The following is a 15942-nucleotide window of genomic DNA, read 5'->3' on the forward strand; positions in this document are numbered from 1 at the left end:
TGTTCCTTACAGGAAACATCTCGTTATTCGGAGGAAATTTTTCGGCTGAGTGGAAACGCCGCATCAAGGCGGTGTCTTAGGCCCTTCCGAGACTTTGCAGATGCGAGGCGAGCCGGTCCGCATCGACGGTGGCAAGGTAGCGGCATTCTCAGGGTGAACTTCGGCTCACGCCCCTTCCATTTGGGCGATGATCATTTCTGCGATAGGGATCGCTGACGTGGCTGCAGGAGACGGTGCATTGCAGACATGCAGCATGCGATCGGTTTCGGCAAAAAGGAAATCGTGAATCAGCGTGCCATCGTTACGCACCGCTTGCGCGCGAATGCCCGCGTCACAGGGCAGAAGATCCTCCAGGGCGAGGCTAGGGCAGTATTTCCGGCATTCCTCAAGATAACCCGGTTTCCAGAAGGAGTTGCGGAATTCCTTCATCGCCGATTTACGATGTGCGAAGGCGGTTTTCCAGAATCCCGGGAAAAGCACGATGTCGGCCGTGTCGGAGAGATTGACGGAGAGGCGCGGATAGCCTTCGCGGGCAAAGCCGATGACCGCATTGGGGCCGACCGTTACGCCGCCATCGATCATGCGGGTGAGATGTATGCCGAGGAAGGGCAGCGCGGGGTCAGGGATCGGATAGATGAGATGGCGGACAATGGCGCTCTTTTCAGCCGGGAGACGGTAGTACTCTCCCCGGAAGGGAACGATGCGATGGTCAATGCTCAGGCCTGCGAGCCGTGCCAGCCGATCGGATTGCAGGCCACCGCACACGATCAGCTTCTTCGCCTGCCAGCTTTTGCCGTCGGCGTCGATGTCGACGGCGTCCACGCGTTCGTGGATGCCGGATACGCGCGTCGACAGCTGGATTTCACCACCGAGCATTGCGATACGCCGGCCCATGGCTCGGCAGATCTCGGAATAATCGACGATTCCGGTCGAGGGAACGAGCAGTGCGCCGAGGCCGCTGATGTTCGGTTCCTGTTCCCTCAGTTCGCCGGCGCCGAGCCTGACGACCTCGATTCCGTTCTGCCTCGAGCGCTCATATAGCGCCTCCATCCGTGCCGTTTCAGAATCGGATGTCGCCACCAGCAGCTTGCCGCACACGTCGAAGCGGATGTCATTCTCCGCGCAGAATGCCTTGGTCGCCGCAGCACCCTTGCGGCAAAGCTCCGCCTTCAGACTGCCCGGCGGGTAGTATATTCCAGCATGGATGACCCCGCTGTTATGGCCGGTCTGGTGCTGCGCGAGCTCATTTTCCTTCTCCAGCAGGACCAGACTGATGCCCGGCCTTGATTCGAGAAGTCGCATGGCGGTTGCCAGGCCGACGATACCGCCACCGATGACGCAATAGTCGAAGATCATATCAAGGGCTCTTGAATGTCCAGTTTTGACTTGTCGGCGTCAGCGGCAAAGTCAATCGAGCGTGGACGATGGTGGTCGGTCCGAGCTTCAAAGACCGGATGATCACGAGCGATAGCTTTTGCCGGCTTCGTCGAAAAGATGAAGCTTGGATTTATCGGCAGTAAAGCGAACCTTTGCGCCGCGTGCAACATCGAGAATGCCCGGCACCTTGGCGATGATCGGTTCGTTGGCGACGAGGCCTTCGATATAGAGGAGCGTGACCTCGCCGAGCGCCTCGATGATGGAGACAATGCCTTCGAAGAGGAAGTCGTCGCCTTCCGCGATCCGCAGATCCTCCGGCCGCACGCCAAAACTCGCGGTCTTTCCCGCTTCGTCCGCCTTCGTGGCGATGGCGAGCGTATCGCGCTTTCCGCCGACAAGCTCGACCGTCGTCTGCTCGCCTGCGGCGATGATCTTCGCCGGAATGACGTTCATGGACGGTGAGCCGATGAAACGGGCGACGAAGAGATTGGCCGGGCGCTCGTAAAGTTCGAGCGGCGGGCCGACCTGCTCGATATGGCCGGCCGAAAGCACGACGATGCGGTCGGCAAGCGTCATCGCCTCCACCTGATCGTGCGTCACGTAAATCATGGTCGTGTCGGCCATCTGCTCGTTGAGCTTGGCGATCTCGATGCGGGTGGCGACACGCAGCGCCGCGTCGAGGTTCGACAAAGGTTCATCGAACAGGAAGACCTTGGGATCGCGGCAGATGGCACGGCCGATCGCAACGCGCTGGCGCTGGCCGCCCGAGAGCGCCTTGGGCAGGCGGTCGAGATACTGGGTGAGTTGGAGGATATCGGCGGCCGAGCGCACCCGGCGGTCGATCTCCTCCTTGCTCTCACCGGCGATCCGCATGCCGAAAGCCATGTTGTCGTAGACGGTCATGTGGGGATAGAGCGCGTAGGACTGGAAGACCATGGCGATGCCGCGCTTCGAGGGTGGCACGTCGTTGACGCGTTCGCCCTCGATGAACATGTCGCCATCGCTGATTTCCTCGAGACCGGCGATCATGCGCAGCAGGGTCGATTTCCCGCAGCCGGACGGGCCGACGAAAACGACGAACTCACCCTTCCTGATTTCCAGATCGATGCCATGAATGACATCGACGGCGCCGTAGGACTTGCGGATATTCTTCAGTTCGAGACCTGACATGCGGTTTTCTCCAGCTCGATGCCCGTGCAGTCGTTACCTCAGCAGATCGAACATCAGCTTGAAGAAGCGGTCTGCATCCACTTCATAGGCAATGCGGGCGTTGTCGGGCTCGCCGCGCTCCTTCCAGAAGTCGGCAACCGTCGCCCCGAAAGCATAGGTGCCGCCGAGGTCGACGCCGATATGGACCGGCCGGGTGCGAACCAGCGTGGGATCGATCACCAGCGCCAGTGCCAGCGGGTCGTGCATCGCGCCGCCGACGCCCATCGAGTTGCGGTGGAGCTTTTCGTAGAAGCGCAGCCAGTCCATAACGAGATTGCCGAGCTGTGTGTCGATCTTGCCAAGCTCTTCATATTGCTCGGCCTCGATCAGCACCTGCATGGTCACATCCAGGCCGACCATCGTGATCGGCACGCCGCTTTCGAGCACGATCTTCAGCGATTCAGGGTCGCAGAAAGCGTTGAACTCCGTCGGCGTGATGATCTCGCTCTTGCGATAGAAAACGCCGCCCATCCAGATCAGCTCCTTGATCTTGGAGAGGACTTCCGGGTGCTTCAAGACGAGCAGGCCGATATTGGTGAGCGGGCCGGTGGCGACGACCGTCATGGGCTCATCAGCCGCGGCTAGTTTCTCGGCAAGAAAATCGACCGCGTGCTGGGCGATGGGGCCGCGCTTCGGCTCCGGCAGATAGGGCGAGCCGTCCATGCCACTCGGACCATCGGCGGTGCCGAGAACCAGCGGGCGGACGAGCGGGCGGGCGCAGCCGGCCGCAACCGGCACATTCGTGGCGCCGAGGAAATCGAGAACACGGATGGCGTTCGCCGTTGTGCGTTCGAGTTCCGCATTCCCGCAGGTGGTCGTAACGCCCACCAGTTCGATTGCCGGCGAGCGGTGCGCCATGACGAGCGCGATGGCGTCGTCGTGCCCGGGATCGCAGTCATAGAGGATAGGTGTGGCCATGGGTCTGATCCTTCAGGCAGCAGGGCGCTCGTAGCGCGCCATCGTCGTCTTGAACATGTCGAGGAAGCGTCGGCCATCGAGGTCGGTGGCGATGCGTGTCGTCTTCGGGCCGTCTCCGCCCGGGAGGATCTGATGGCCGCGATAGGCAACGGTCTGGCCGCGTGCGATACCCTTCTCGATGACGACATCGGCAAACAGCGGTGCTGTGGTGGTCACGAGATCCGGAGCGAAAGCAAGCGCGACCGTGATCACGTCATCCATCGGGAAACCGACGAGCCCGAAGAACTCGCGCCAGATGTCGATATAGATCGGGAACACCTCGCCGATCATGTCGATGACCGCATTGTCCTTCGCACCGGTTGCCATGTCGGCAAGGTCGTCGCGGGTCAGCATGCTGTCGGCAACGCGATTGTCTTCGCAGATGTCGAGTGGCACGAGGATTTTCGGGCAGTCGGCATTCAGAACGATGCGGGCGGCTTCCGGGTCAGCCCAGATGTTGTATTCCGAGAGCGGCGTTATGTTGCCGGGTGTCGAGAAGTTACCACCGAGAACCAGCATGTTCTTGAGCAGCGACGGCAGCGCCGGTTCCTGGAGAATGGCCATCGCCGCATTGGTCGTCGGTCCCGTCGTGACGAGGGTCAGTTCGCCGGGATGCGCCTTGGCGGTTTCGATAATGAAATCGACGGCATGCCCCGGCGTCGCTTTGCGCTTCGGCGCGGGGGCAGGGGGGTTGAAGGTCTTCAGGCGATCGCCGAACCGTGCAATCAGCCGCTTTTCGAAGTGGACTGGAGCCTCCATGTCCGCCTTGGAATTTCCGACGATCGGCCGCCATGCGCCGGCATGGACGGGAATGTCGTCACGCCCGGCCAGCGACAGCGTATTGAGGACGACGTTGGTGACCTGCGTGATCGGGCCGGCGGCGCCGGTGACCGTCGTGATGCCCTCCAGCTTGATGTCGGGATGGGCGGCGGCGAAGAGGACGGCGAGAATGTCGTCTCCGGCGGAGTCAACGTCGAGGATGATGCGTTGCATGACAAGCCTTCGATAGGTGAAAAAGATCAGGAACGGTTGGATGGAGCGTCCGGCGTTTCAGATTTCGCCGGGTGGATGGAAAGTGCCCGCTGCATCGTTTCGATGGTTTCGCGGATAAACTTCGGGCGGGCTTTCCAGGACAGCGCGAACAGCGCCGTCAGGGCCACCGCATAGGGTACGGCAAGCACAAGATAGGACGGAAAACCGAACGTCTGCAGCCGTAGGGACAGGGAGTCGGCAAAGCCGAACAGCAGGCAGCCGGCCAGCACGCGCCAGGGATCGCCACCCGAGAAAATCAGGATCGCGACGGCCATGAACCCGCGACCGGAGGACATGTTTTCCGTGAACATCGTGATGTAGCCGAGCGACATATGCGCGCCCGCCAGGCCCGCCAGCAGGCCACAAAGCAAGGCTGCGATATAGCGGACCTTGACGATCGAAATCCCGAGCGCTTCCGCCGCCTCCGGCTTCTCGCCGACGACGCGGATATAAAGGCCGAGCCGTGTACGACCATAAATCAGGACCAGCAGGGGCACCGCGATGAACGCGACATAGATCAGCGGCGTATAGCCGGAGATCAGCTGGGCATAGGGCCCGAGGAGGTCGCGGGCACCGGGAATATGCACCTTGGGCAAGCCGACGATGCCGCGCCCGACGATCGAGCCGCGCGTGCCGAAGATGGCTTTCATCAGCGAAACGGTCATGCCGCCGGCGAGAATGTTGAGGGCCAGGCCGACGACCACTTCATTGGCGCGGAAGCTGATCACCAAGACGGCGAAGACGAGGGCGAAGACAAGCGCCGCCGCCACGCCGATCACCAGCCCGCCGAGGGAGGAGCCGGTCCATATGGAGCCAAGCACCGCGAAGAAGGCGGCGATCAGCATCTGTCCTTCAAGCCCGATATTGAAGATACCGGCCTTGGTGGTGAACGAGCCACCGAGCGCAACGAGCAGGATCGGTGCCGTGGTGCGGATCGTCGCGACAATCAACGCGACGTTGAAGATAGTGCTTAGAACTTCCATCGACGCTCTCCCGTGCGATCGCCGCGTCGGCGCATCATGAGGTCCGCAGAGACCGCGAGGATGATCAGGGCCTGAATGACGGTGATGATTTCCCGTGACGCCGTCGTATCGACCTCGAGCAGCAGCGATCCCGCTCTCAGCGCACCGAAGAACAGCGCGGTAATGATGGTGCCGATCGGCGAGCCGTTTGCGAGCAGGGCGGCAATCAGGCCGTCGAAACCGAATCCGGGGGCGAAGCCTTCCATGAAGCGGTGGTGCACGCCGAGAGTCTCGATGCCGCCGGCAAGGCCACCGACCGCACCGGACGCGAGCAGAACGCCAAAACCCACCTTGCGAACATTGATGCCGCCATATTCCGCGAATTTGGGAGCGGATCCGACCATCGTCACCGCATAGCCGGTCGAGGCCCATCGGAAAAACGCCGCCGTGGCGATTGCCAGGAACAGACCGATCAGCAGCCCGATGTTCAACCGCGAGAAGGAGAAGAGTTCGGGCAAATAGGCTGACGGAAGGATTGGTGGCGTTTCGGACCAACCGCCCGGACGCTTGAAGAGAAAGATCGTGAAATAGGAGGTCAGCAAGGTTGCGATGTAATTCGCCAGGATGGTGGAGACCACCTCGTTGGTTCCGTAGCGAACACGGAAAAAGGCGGGGATCGCGACCCAGGCGGCACCGGCAAGAACGGCGCAGGCGATTGCCACGAGGACATGCAGGACCGGCGGCAGGGCGAAGGCGAAGCCGACCCAGGCGGCGGCGAAACCGCCCAGGAAAAGCTGGCCCTCGATGCCGACATTGAACATGCCGCCGCGAAGCCCGATACAGGCGGCGATGCCGCAGATCAGGATCGGCGTCGTCTGCAACAGGGTTCCAGCGATCTTTTCGGCATCGCCAAAGGCGCCGCGCATGAGCGTCGTGAACACGGTCACGGGATTTTCGTCGATCAGCAGGATGATCACGGCGCCGAGCGACAGCGCGACAAGGAAGGCAAGCGCCTGACCTGTCAGGGTTCGGATCAGGCCGTCGGGCAACAGGGCCGTTTTCATTCGTGTTCCTTCACGTCTGCTGGGTCTACGCCGGCCATCATCAGGCCGATCGCATCTTCATCCATGGCATTTCCCTCGACGATCCCCATGATGCGCCCCTCGAACATGACGATGATGCGATCGGCGAGCGCCTTGAGTTCATCGAGTTGGGTGGAGATGAGAAGGATCGCGCGACCTTCCGCGCGCTGCCGCATGATCTCGTCGTGGATGGCTTCCTGCGCGCCGATATCCACGCCACGGCTCGGCTGGTCGATCAGCAGCATGTCGCCGCCGGCGGTGAATTCGCGCGCCAGCACGACCTTCTGGATGTTGCCGCCGGAGAGACTTCTTGCCACGTCCTTCGGACCGCGCGCACGAATATCGAAGCGTTTGATCAGCGCGCGCATCTCGTCCTGCACGACGGTCCAGTTTATGACACCGTGTTTGGCGAAGGGAGCCTTGTCCTGGCGTCCCATCAGGATGTTCGTCGAGAGCGAGGCATTGCGATCAACGCCGCGGGCAAGCCGGTCGCCGGGGACATGCGCAAGTCCAAGGGCGCGGATTTCCGCGGGTGCACGGCCGACAAGCTCCTTGCCATGCAGTTTTGCCTGTCCGTGGCTTGCCTCGCGCAGGCCGGAAAGCACTTCGGCAAGCTCGGTCTGGCCGTTTCCTGCGACACCGGCAATGCCGACGATCTCGCCTGCACGAACGGAGAAGCTGGCAGATTTCAGTGCGGGAAGACGCCGGTCGTCGCGCGCCCAGAGATCCTGGACCTCCAGCACGGCTTTCCCTTGAGCGACCTCGCGTGGACGGCGATCGAAGCTGACGTCGCGGCCGACCATGAGCCGGACAAGCTCACGTTTGGAGAGCTCCTGCTTGGGCCGGGTCGCAACGACGCGTCCGTCCCGCAGGACGGTGATCGTGTCCGAAACGGCCATGACTTCTTCGAGGTGATGGGAAATGAAGATGACGGTCATGCCGTCGTCGACGAAGCTGCGCAGCGTCTGGAAGAGGTCGCGGCTTTCCTGGGGCGTCAGGACCGCCGTCGGCTCGTCCAGAATGATCGTGCGCGCGTTGCGTGCGAGAACCTTGAGAATTTCGATGCGCTGCTCGATGCCGACGGAGAGGCCGGCGACGCGTTCCTCGGCATCCACCTTGAGGCCGAATTTTTGGGAAAGCGCCCTCGTGCGCTCCACCTGCGCGGCACGGTCGATCAGTCCCCTCCGGCGGATCTCCATGCCAAGAAAGATATTTTCCGCAACCGTCAGCGACGGCACCAGCTTGAAATGCTGGTGTACCATGCCGAGACCCTCGTCGATGGCGACGGCCGGGCTATCGATGGCCATGGCCTTGCCGTTGAGGGCAATCGTGCCTTCGTCCGGCTGGAGAAGGCCGAACAGGACATTCATCAGCGTCGTCTTGCCCGCACCGTTTTCGCCGATGATGGCGTGGATCTCGCCTTGTCGTACGGCAAGATCGATGCCCGCATTGGCGGTGAAGGCGCCGAAGCGTTTGGTAATGCCTTTGAGGTCGACAGCTAAAGTCATGTTTCAAGCGATCATAGCAAGGATGGCAGCCGGGCTCACGCCGATCGACAGCCTTCCCAAGCGGACAGAACAGGGGGAAATTTCAAGACGGCGGGCAGGGTGAGGTTTACCTCTCCCGCCCGCCGGCTCAAGCGTTATTTCGCTTTGACGATCTGGATCTTGCCGTCAACGACTTCCTTGCGGATCTCTTCGAGCTTCGCCGGAATCTCTGCCGGCAGCTTGGAGGCGACATCTTCGCAAAGCTTGACTTCGACGCCGCCCGAAGCGAGGTCGAAGGTGCGGACACCCGGCTTGGCGGGCTTGCCTTCGACTTCGTCCTTGATGATCGAGTAGACGGCGATATCGCCACGCTTCAGCATGCTGGCGAGCACGTTGCCCGGTGCGCTGGCGCACATGTCGACATCGACGCCGAGCGAATACTTGTCGGCGGCGGCACTTGCCTGCATGACGCCTTCACCGGTCGGGCCAGCAACATTGTAGACGATATCGGTGCCCTGGCCGTAAAGCGCCATGGCGAGCTCGCTACCCTTGGCGGGATCGTCGAAGGTGCCGGCGAAGACGGAATTTACCTTCACGTCGGGAACCGCGTATTTTGCGCCCTGCTCGTAGCCGCCGAGGAAGTTGCGGATGACGGGAATATCGCGGCCGCCGACGAAGCCGATGGCCTTGCCGTCGCCGATCTTGTCGAATTCAGGTCCAAGATTCTCCACCAGCGCGGCAAGCGCACCGGCGATGAACGAACCCTGCTCTTCAGCAAAGCTTGCATAGACGATCTTGTCGCTGTCGAGCACACCGTCGATGAAGACGAAACGCTGGTTCGGATAGGCGGCGCTGACTTTCTGCAACGCATCGACCAGTTCCCAACCCATGACGAAGATGAGGTCGTATTCGCCGCTCTTGGCAAGGTTGCCGAACTGCTCTTCGTAGTCGAGCGCGCGATTGCCGGTATCGACGAGCTTCAGATCGATGCCGAAGTCGGCCTTTGCCTTGTTGAGGCCTTCGACGATCGAGACGCCGAAGCCTTGGGCAAAATACCCGGAAATGGCTGCGACGCTGACCTTGTCTGCTGCAAAGGATGGCATTGCGGATGCAGCGAGCACGACGCCGGCTGCCAAAAACTGGGTGAAATTCTTCATGGCGGTTCAATCCCTCTGGTGGCCATAAGGCGTTTCCATCGCATCGATCTTGGGTGTCGATTTCATTGATGGTCGTACAAAAGATTGCGCATCCTATTTTTTCTTGTCAATCGTTTTTTGTGAGTTTGAATGGTCAATTTTGACGATGATGTCATGAGTAATGGCCGATAATTAGCGAATTCCGGGCTAACCCACCGATTTTCCTTTCGCTGGCTTGACATTTCCCGGGGCGAAGAGAATTGTTTCCACTCTAACAAGTTTTGGGAGTTTTCAGATGGCGGACGTGAAAGTACGCAAGATTGTCGTTTCGGTCGATGAGATTTTCCACGAGGGGGGACCGAAAGCCGCAACCCCGCTGAAGCGGGCGGCCGTCCTTGCCGTGATCGAGAACCCCTTTGCCGGCGGGTATGTCGAAGACATCGCCCCCTTCATGGATGCGCTCCGTCCCCTCGGGCTGGATATGGCCAAGCGTCTTCTCGATGCGCTCGGCGGAGATCCAGCCGTAGTGGAGGGATATGGAAAAGGGGCGATTGTCGGCGCGGCCGGCGAGCTTGAGCACGCCGCGCTCTGGCACAATCCGGGCGGGTATGCGATGCGAGAGATGTTGGGCGATGCGAAGGCCATCGTACCTTCCACGAAGAAAGTCGGCGGACTGGGCACTCACCTCGATATCCCCATCACCCACGTCAACGCATCCTATGTCCGCAGCCACTTCGATGCGATCGAGGTCGGCATCAACGACGCGCCGCGCGCCAACGAGATGGTCGTCGTGCTCGCAATGACGACAGGCCCGCGCATTCACGCCCGTGTGGGCGGCCTGAAGGCGAGTGACATCAAGGGCGAGGACGGCCTGCGATGAGCGGTATCGAGGATACGGGCGTCCGCCGCATCGTCACCGTTGTCGAGGAAACCTTCATCGAGGGTGGAAAGGTTCTGGACAAGCCGGTGCGCCGCGCCGCCTCCGTCGCTGTGATCAAAAACCCGTTCTCGGGACGGTATGTCGAGGACCTGACACCTCTGATGGCAATCGGCCGCGCGCTGGGGCGCATCCTGCCTGAACGGGCGGTTGCCGCCCTCGGCGTGCCGGCCGGCGCGGTGGAGAGCTTCGGCAAGGCTGCCCTGGTGGGGGAGGATGGAGAGCTTGAGCACGCCGCGGCGCTCCTTCATCCCGAACTCGGCGCGCCGTTTCGCGATGTTCTGGGCGGCGGCGCTGCCCTCATACCGTCGTCGAAGAAGCGCGGTGCGCCCGGTGCACCGTTCGACATTCCGCTCGGCCACAAGGATGCCGCACGGGTCAGAACCCATTTCGACGGCATGGAGGTTCGCGTCGCGGATGCGCCGCGCGCAAACGAGATCGCCGTTGCGATTGCCGTCACCGATTCCGGCCGTCCGCTCCCGCGGGTGGGCGGTTTGACGGTGGACAAGATTGTCGGCAAGGACGGCTTGATCTGAGCATCTTCGCCGGCTCAACCGAAACGAAAAAGGCCCGCTTTCCAGCGGGCCTTTTTCGTTCGGGAGGACGAGGTTCGTGATTACGCTGCGAGGGTCTCGGGCACGAGAATGGAGGGCGGGGTGTTGCGGCTGCGCGCCGTCCGCTGGACGCCATCGACCAGGATCATGCCGATGCCGGGCAGGTTGCCGAGCGCCATGCTGTCGAGCACGCCATCGCCGGCGCCGCCCATGGCCTGATCGATGAAGACGAGATCTGCCGCCAGGCCGGGCGCGATACGGCCACGGTCGTTGAGGCCGCGCAACGTCGCTACGTTACCGGTCGCAAAGCACACGGCCACCTCGGGGGACACGCCGCCGAGCGAAGCCAGCATGGTGACGAGGCGCAGCATTCCAAGCGGCTGCACGCCCGATCCTGCCGGCCCGTCCGTGCCCAGCACGAGACGATCGAGAGCGCCGACATCCTTGATGACGTCAAGCACGAACAGCCCGGCCTTCATGTTGCCGTTATGGATGATTTCGAGCCCCCGCTTGCTCTCCCGGCAGATCAGCTCGAGTTCCGAAAAGGGGAGGGAGGTCGGTCCGCCATTCATGTGGGCCGCGACGTCGGCGTCCACTTCCAGCACGACCTCAGCGCCGATGCGCGACGAGCCCGGAATGGAATGGCCGCCCGTATGGGTCATCGACGTCATGCCGTATTTGCGCGCCCAGTCGATCATCCGCCGGCCCGTCGGGCCATCCTTCACGGTGCCGAGGCCGACTTCACCGACGAGCGTGACGCCCGCGTCGGCCAGTTCGCTGAAATCCTTCTCCTCGAGACCATGTTCGAGGATGAGGGCGCCGGCCAGAACCTTCATGCCTGTCGGAGAAAAATTCGAAAAGGCGCGCTGCGCGGTGATCGCCAGCGCCTTGACGCCGATCACGTCGCGGGGGCGGCCGGGAAGATGTACCTCGCCGGCGGAAACCAGCGTGGTCACGCCGCCGTGCAGGGTGGAATCGATCCAGCCCAGCTGGTTCTGGCGCGGCGTCCAGTCGCCCATGACCGGATGAGAGTGATTGTCGATCATGCCCGGCATGATCGCGGAGCCCTTGGCATCGATGACGCGCTTCACGCCGTGGGAGCCGATATCGGCCTCTTTCCCCACCGCGGCGATCTTTCCACCCTCGATGAGGATTGCGTCGGCATCCGCCAGGGGAGCGGTAAGTTCGCCCGTGAGCACCGCGCCCAGGTTTCGGATCAGGAGGCGGTCGGTGTGGTCGGCGGCATTTGACATGGTTTGTCCTTAAAGTCTGTCTGTATTGTCAGATTCCAGGCCGCAACCATGCGCATGCAGGCTGCGTCGGGCTTAGTCCGTGGTTTCCGGGCCGCTGACGCGGTTGAGCAGATCGAGGAGCGTTGCCTGTTCGGCGGGGCTCAACGGCTCCAGAAGCGTGCGGGCCACCTGCATGCTGGAATCCAGCAAAGGCAGGGTGTAGTGCACGCCACGGTTCGTCAGCGTGATCATTGTCATGCGCTGGTCGGTTTCGGAGCGTTTGCGCGCGATGAGGCCGCGCTTCAGCAAGGCCTTGACCACCAGGCTGATGGTCGACGGGTCCATCTGGCTGATGCGTCCGAGATGGTTCTGCGAGAGCTCGCCGGCCTTCAGCAGCGTCACCAGCGCCGCGAGCTGCGTCGGGGTTACGTCGCTGACCGGGATGACTTCCTGAAAGCATGCGGTCGCACGCTGATGCGCTCGCCGGATGATATGCGCCGGATGGTGCTCCAGCGCGTAGCCGGTGCGGGCGACATAGGCCAGTATTTCCTCCCGGCCAAGTTCCGGCGGCTCCGCTTCCTGACTGCCGTTCACCTCCACCAGCGCGTCGTCTTCGATCGTTTCGATAATGTTCAAGTCCTGCCCCACATGTTTACGCTGCAACCTGGTTGGCGATGGTAACGCCTTCGCTCAGGGCTGCAACAACAGCCTTTGAGTCCGAGACGATGCCGAAGTGGGTTCCGATATCGTAGAGCGAGCTTTCCTGCTCGCGCGGGCCGGTTGCCGCGCATGCATCGGCGGGAACGACAACCTCATAGCCGTTGAAGAATGCATCATGCACCGTCGAGCGGACACAGATGTTGGTGACGACACCGAACACGACGAGCTGATCGATCTTCATGTCCTTGAGCACGAGGTCCAGGTCTGTCTGGAAGAAGGACGAGTAACGGCGCTTTGTCACATGGATCTCGTCCGGGCGCGCGTCGAGATCATCGATGATCTCGACGGCCCAGGTGTTCTCCAGGCAATGCGGCGTGCGCTTTGCCCATTCCCGCTCGTGCCGCATACCGGGACGGTGGGCGTCATGGATCCAGATCACCGGCGCATTGCTCGCGCGTGCCGCCTCGATGATGGCGCGTTGCGGCCCGACCAGGGTTTCATATCCCGGCAGGACCATTTTTCCGCCGGGCTTGCAGAACTCGTTGATCATGTCGACCACGATGATCGCCGTCCGTTTCGCATCGAGGCGCACGTCCTGTTCGTTGCGGTGTGCGGAAAAGACATCGAGCGACATTGTTCTGGTTCCCTTTGGTTCACCGTTCGAACGGCTTTTATTTGATAATCAAACAATCAAGGCGCGCGCCGCAAAGTCAAGGGTTTTCTTTGAGGTTTTTGCGGAAAGCGGCCTCTATGTGCCGATTATCGAGGATTTATATGCATTTTCACGACGAGAGAGACGATGCACAAGAGCGCTTGACAAGAACGGAAAGCTCATTCTTACTCGTATGACCATCAACGATATGGTCGACGGCGCGCTTGCGCCGAGCGTAGCAATAAGGGGTTCGCTATGCCGTTTTCTCAACCAGTTCATGCCCGTATTCCCGCAAATCTTCGCCGCCAATCCACGTTTCGCGTCCTGGCGACGGTGCTCAGCCTCTCGGCGGCGTTCATGCCGGTTTCCGCGAGTGCGGAGGGTGTTACCCTGAAAATCTTCGGTGGCTCGTCGCTCGATGTTCTTGCGCCGCGCGAGACGCCCGAGGTCCAGACGAAAATCCGCGAGGAAATCGTCGCCGGCTTCCTGAAGGAACATCCCGACGTCGCCGCTGTCGAGTGGGATGCGCAGGGCCCCCAGTCGGGCTCTCTTCAGCGCCTGATGACCGCCAAGCTCGCCGGCCAGGAAATGGACCTGATCGCCTGCTCGGCCTATTGGGTCAATGGCGCCTACGTTCGGCGCGGCCTGCTGCGCCCGATCACGGACGAAATCAAGCCTTTTGCCGAAAACGTCGATCCGGCCAGTCTTGGCGCCTTCAACGTGAACGGCAAGGTCTATGGCGTGCCGATCACCTCGCTGTCGACCTCGACGATTTTCTACAACGTCGATCTCTTCAAGAAGCTCGGCATTCCGACGCCACCCACCTATGAAGACCTCAAGGCGGCCGTGCCCAAGCTGCAGGAAGCCGGCGTCATTCCGTTGCTGCATCAGGGCGCCAACAGCGTCATGTGGCCGATGTGGTATTTCGAGACCTTCTCGCAGGCGGCCGGCGATCCCGTCGGGGTCACCCAGGCACAGCTCGAAAGCAAGGAAGGGTTCGACAATGCCGCAAGCGTCGAAGCTTTCCGCCTGATCAAGCAATGGGTCGACGACGGCATCCTTTCCAAGGACTCGCTTTCTGTCGATATGGAGGGCATGCGCGCCGCTTTCTCCAGCGGCAAGAGTGCGATGTACTACGGTGGCACGTGGGAGGTTCCTTCGCTCAAGGAAAACGTGAAGGGGTTCGCCTGGGGCGTCTTCCCGTTCCCGAAAATGGCTGGAACGCCCGGTGAAGCCCGGCACGGCGGCGGCGCCGACAACGGCATGTGCCTTTCCGCCTCCATTCCGGAAGAGAAGGTCAAGCCGGCGCTCGATTTCGTCGCCTATCTGACGAAGCCCGAGGTGGCCAGGATCTACCTTGACGCGGAGCAGCCGATCGCGACATCCATCAAGGGTGTCGATGGCGTCGACGAACAATACGCCAAGGATCTGCGCGCCACGGCGTTCCCCAACACGATCAAGTTCCTGGACTGGATCTGGCCGAGTGAAGTGACGACCGCCGTTGCATCCGGCATTGCCGGGGTCGTGGGTGGCACCGCGACGCCCGAGGAGGCCGCCCAGAGCGTTCAGGCCACGTTCAAATCGCTCGTCGACGACGGCAACTGGCCGCCGAAAGATTGATCGGACGCGGCACGGCGGCGCGCCAATGTACGCGCCGCCGGCAACACCATCGATAATTGCTGTGCGCTTCAGGCAGCGCTTGATGACGTGCACGTTTGAAAGACAAAGCCATGACCCGTTCCTCCCGCCAACGCTTCTCCATCGGCTATCACCTCAACAGCTGGGACCTGACCGGCCAGCCGCTGCGCCCGGCGCTCGATTTCCTGGCCGGAGAAGGTTTCGGCTGGTTTGAAATTCTCGCCTTCACCAGCCTGTCCGACCAGTTCGCCCGCAAATACATGCAACTGGGCGACCTGCCGCCGCCGGGTGTTACGACGGATACGGATATTCTGCGGCGCTATGCCCTGCTTTCCGAAGCGCAAAGCGATCTGGGCATCCGCCTTTCCTCGCTCTATGTGAATGCGACCTTCGTGAACCCGGTGCTCTGGGAACACGAACGCGCCTGCCTCATTTCTCTTGCCCGCATCCTCAAGGGTTTTGGCGCGCCGATCCTGGTGCTCGGCGGCGGCCCTTCCGAGGCTTCGGGCAACAAGCACACGGCCGACGACTACAAGGCATTCTGCCGCGCGCTGGAAGACATCGGCCGCCGGACCGCGGATCTTGGCATCGCCACCGTGTATCATCCGCATCTCGACACCTTCATCGAACGGCGCGAACAGCTCGATCGCATGATGGATGAACTCGATACGCGCCATGCCGGTCTTTGCATCGATCCCGCACATCTGGCGCAGACCCATTCCGATCCGGTGGACGCCCTCAAAACCTATATGTCCGCCGTCCGCTACATGCATCTCAAGGATACGCGGGTGGATGACAGCCTCGTCGGTCCGGAGCGCTATGCCGCGTTCAGCGAACTCGGGGCAGGCGTCGTCGACATGCCGGGGCTCGTCGATGTTCTCCTGGATGCCGACTACGACGGCCTTGCGATCGTCGAGCTCGACGCGTCGCAGAAGACCGCCGAGCAGAGTGCAAGGGAGAGCGTCGCCTATCTCACCGAAACGCTTGGGCTTGTGCTGACCCCCAACAAGCGTTGAAGGAGCCGGGT

At 61.7% G+C, this 15942-nt stretch carries 15 protein-coding genes; 4 read left to right on the forward strand and 11 right to left on the reverse strand.

The genetic code is table 11. The annotated features are described in order from the left end of the window. Nucleotides 1–165: 165 nt before the first annotated feature. The 8 genes from lhgO to MUO32_RS04095 form a co-directional block, all read right to left on the reverse strand. On the reverse strand, nt 166–1353 hold the full coding sequence (gene lhgO, locus MUO32_RS04060) for an L-2-hydroxyglutarate oxidase (protein WP_257947167.1): 1188 nt from the start codon (nt 1351–1353) through the stop codon (nt 166–168). A gap of 105 nt (nt 1354–1458) precedes the next feature. Further along, a complete protein-coding gene (locus MUO32_RS04065) occupies nt 1459–2547 on the reverse strand; it encodes an ABC transporter ATP-binding protein (protein ID WP_257946939.1) in 1089 nt (362 codons plus the stop codon). Nucleotides 2548–2580: 33 nt separating this feature from the next. Next, entirely contained in the window at nt 2581–3504 is a 924-nt protein-coding gene (locus MUO32_RS04070) for a nucleoside hydrolase (protein WP_257946940.1), read from the reverse strand. Nucleotides 3505–3516: 12 nt separating this feature from the next. Further along, nucleotides 3517–4536 carry a nucleoside hydrolase gene (locus MUO32_RS04075; protein WP_257946941.1) on the reverse strand — a complete coding sequence of 340 codons (1020 nt, stop codon included), beginning with the start codon at nt 4534–4536 and terminating at the stop codon, nt 3517–3519. A 26-nt stretch (nt 4537–4562) separates the two neighbouring features. Beyond that, entirely contained in the window at nt 4563–5558 is a 996-nt protein-coding gene (locus MUO32_RS04080; RefSeq protein ID WP_257946942.1) for an ABC transporter permease, read from the reverse strand. After that, nucleotides 5546–6601, reverse strand: coding sequence for an ABC transporter permease (locus tag MUO32_RS04085; protein ID WP_257946943.1), 1056 nt, complete (start codon nt 6599–6601; stop codon nt 5546–5548). The genes MUO32_RS04080 and MUO32_RS04085 overlap by 13 nt, the downstream gene beginning before the upstream one ends. Continuing rightward, nucleotides 6598–8127, reverse strand: coding sequence for an ABC transporter ATP-binding protein (locus MUO32_RS04090; RefSeq protein ID WP_257946944.1), 1530 nt, complete (start codon nt 8125–8127; stop codon nt 6598–6600). Before MUO32_RS04090 ends, MUO32_RS04085 begins: the two co-directional genes overlap by 4 nt. Before the next feature lie 134 nt (nt 8128–8261). Then, nucleotides 8262–9263 carry a BMP family protein gene (locus MUO32_RS04095; RefSeq protein ID WP_257946945.1) on the reverse strand — a complete coding sequence of 334 codons (1002 nt, stop codon included), beginning with the start codon at nt 9261–9263 and terminating at the stop codon, nt 8262–8264. Between the two features lie 274 nt (nt 9264–9537). Here MUO32_RS04095 and MUO32_RS04100 point away from each other — a divergent pair, with 274 nt between their 5' ends. Both MUO32_RS04100 and MUO32_RS04105 read left to right on the forward strand, forming a co-directional pair. After that, a complete protein-coding gene (locus tag MUO32_RS04100) occupies nt 9538–10122 on the forward strand; it encodes an amino acid synthesis family protein (protein WP_257946946.1) in 585 nt (194 codons plus the stop codon). Next, entirely contained in the window at nt 10119–10715 is a 597-nt protein-coding gene (locus MUO32_RS04105; protein ID WP_257946947.1) for an amino acid synthesis family protein, read from the forward strand. The genes MUO32_RS04100 and MUO32_RS04105 overlap by 4 nt, the downstream gene beginning before the upstream one ends. An 80-nt stretch (nt 10716–10795) precedes the next feature. Here the strand turns inward: MUO32_RS04105 and MUO32_RS04110 are convergent, their stop codons facing one another. The 3 genes from MUO32_RS04110 to MUO32_RS04120 all read right to left on the reverse strand — a co-directional run bounded on the left by MUO32_RS04110 (nt 10796) and on the right by MUO32_RS04120 (nt 13259). After that, nucleotides 10796–11986, reverse strand: coding sequence for an amidohydrolase family protein (locus MUO32_RS04110; RefSeq protein WP_257946948.1), 1191 nt, complete (start codon nt 11984–11986; stop codon nt 10796–10798). 72 nt (nt 11987–12058) lie between these two features. Further along, nucleotides 12059–12601 carry a MarR family winged helix-turn-helix transcriptional regulator gene (locus MUO32_RS04115; protein WP_257946949.1) on the reverse strand — a complete coding sequence of 181 codons (543 nt, stop codon included), beginning with the start codon at nt 12599–12601 and terminating at the stop codon, nt 12059–12061. Nucleotides 12602–12617: 16 nt separating this feature from the next. Next, nucleotides 12618–13259 (reverse strand): cysteine hydrolase family protein, encoded by a 642-nt coding sequence (locus MUO32_RS04120; RefSeq protein ID WP_257946950.1) that lies wholly within the window; start codon nt 13257–13259, stop codon nt 12618–12620. A 273-nt stretch (nt 13260–13532) separates the two neighbouring features. Between MUO32_RS04120 and MUO32_RS04125 the strand changes: the two genes are divergently transcribed. Then, complete coding sequence (locus MUO32_RS04125) at nt 13533–14897, forward strand: ABC transporter substrate-binding protein (RefSeq protein ID WP_257946951.1); 1365 nt, start codon at nt 13533–13535, stop codon at nt 14895–14897. Between the two features lie 110 nt (nt 14898–15007). Beyond that, a complete protein-coding gene (locus MUO32_RS04130) occupies nt 15008–15931 on the forward strand; it encodes a sugar phosphate isomerase/epimerase (RefSeq protein ID WP_257946952.1) in 924 nt (307 codons plus the stop codon). The last annotated feature ends 11 nt before the right edge of the window (nt 15932–15942 follow it).

Source organism: Shinella sp. CPCC 101442 (assembly GCF_024704725.1).
GTDB lineage: Bacteria > Pseudomonadota > Alphaproteobacteria > Rhizobiales > Rhizobiaceae > Shinella.

What these genes read in the sequence shown, in the direction of transcription:
- MUO32_RS04065 (WP_257946939.1), bottom strand. Translation starts at nt 2,547, where the DNA reads ATGTCAGGTCTCGAACTGAAGAATATCCGCAAGTCCTACGGCGCCGTC.
- MUO32_RS04070 (WP_257946940.1), bottom strand. Translation starts at nt 3,504, where the DNA reads ATGGCCACACCTATCCTCTATGACTGCGATCCCGGGCACGACGACGCC.
- MUO32_RS04075 (WP_257946941.1), bottom strand. Translation starts at nt 4,536, where the DNA reads ATGCAACGCATCATCCTCGACGTTGACTCCGCCGGAGACGACATTCTC.
- MUO32_RS04080 (WP_257946942.1), bottom strand. Translation starts at nt 5,558, where the DNA reads ATGGAAGTTCTAAGCACTATCTTCAACGTCGCGTTGATTGTCGCGACG.
- MUO32_RS04085 (WP_257946943.1), bottom strand. Translation starts at nt 6,601, where the DNA reads ATGAAAACGGCCCTGTTGCCCGACGGCCTGATCCGAACCCTGACAGGT.
- MUO32_RS04090 (WP_257946944.1), bottom strand. Translation starts at nt 8,127, where the DNA reads ATGACTTTAGCTGTCGACCTCAAAGGCATTACCAAACGCTTCGGCGCC.
- MUO32_RS04095 (WP_257946945.1), bottom strand. Translation starts at nt 9,263, where the DNA reads ATGAAGAATTTCACCCAGTTTTTGGCAGCCGGCGTCGTGCTCGCTGCA.
- MUO32_RS04100 (WP_257946946.1), top strand. Translation starts at nt 9,538, where the DNA reads ATGGCGGACGTGAAAGTACGCAAGATTGTCGTTTCGGTCGATGAGATT.
- MUO32_RS04105 (WP_257946947.1), top strand. Translation starts at nt 10,119, where the DNA reads ATGAGCGGTATCGAGGATACGGGCGTCCGCCGCATCGTCACCGTTGTC.
- MUO32_RS04110 (WP_257946948.1), bottom strand. Translation starts at nt 11,986, where the DNA reads ATGTCAAATGCCGCCGACCACACCGACCGCCTCCTGATCCGAAACCTG.
- MUO32_RS04120 (WP_257946950.1), bottom strand. Translation starts at nt 13,259, where the DNA reads ATGTCGCTCGATGTCTTTTCCGCACACCGCAACGAACAGGACGTGCGC.
- MUO32_RS04125 (WP_257946951.1), top strand. Translation starts at nt 13,533, where the DNA reads ATGCCGTTTTCTCAACCAGTTCATGCCCGTATTCCCGCAAATCTTCGC.
- MUO32_RS04130 (WP_257946952.1), top strand. Translation starts at nt 15,008, where the DNA reads ATGACCCGTTCCTCCCGCCAACGCTTCTCCATCGGCTATCACCTCAAC.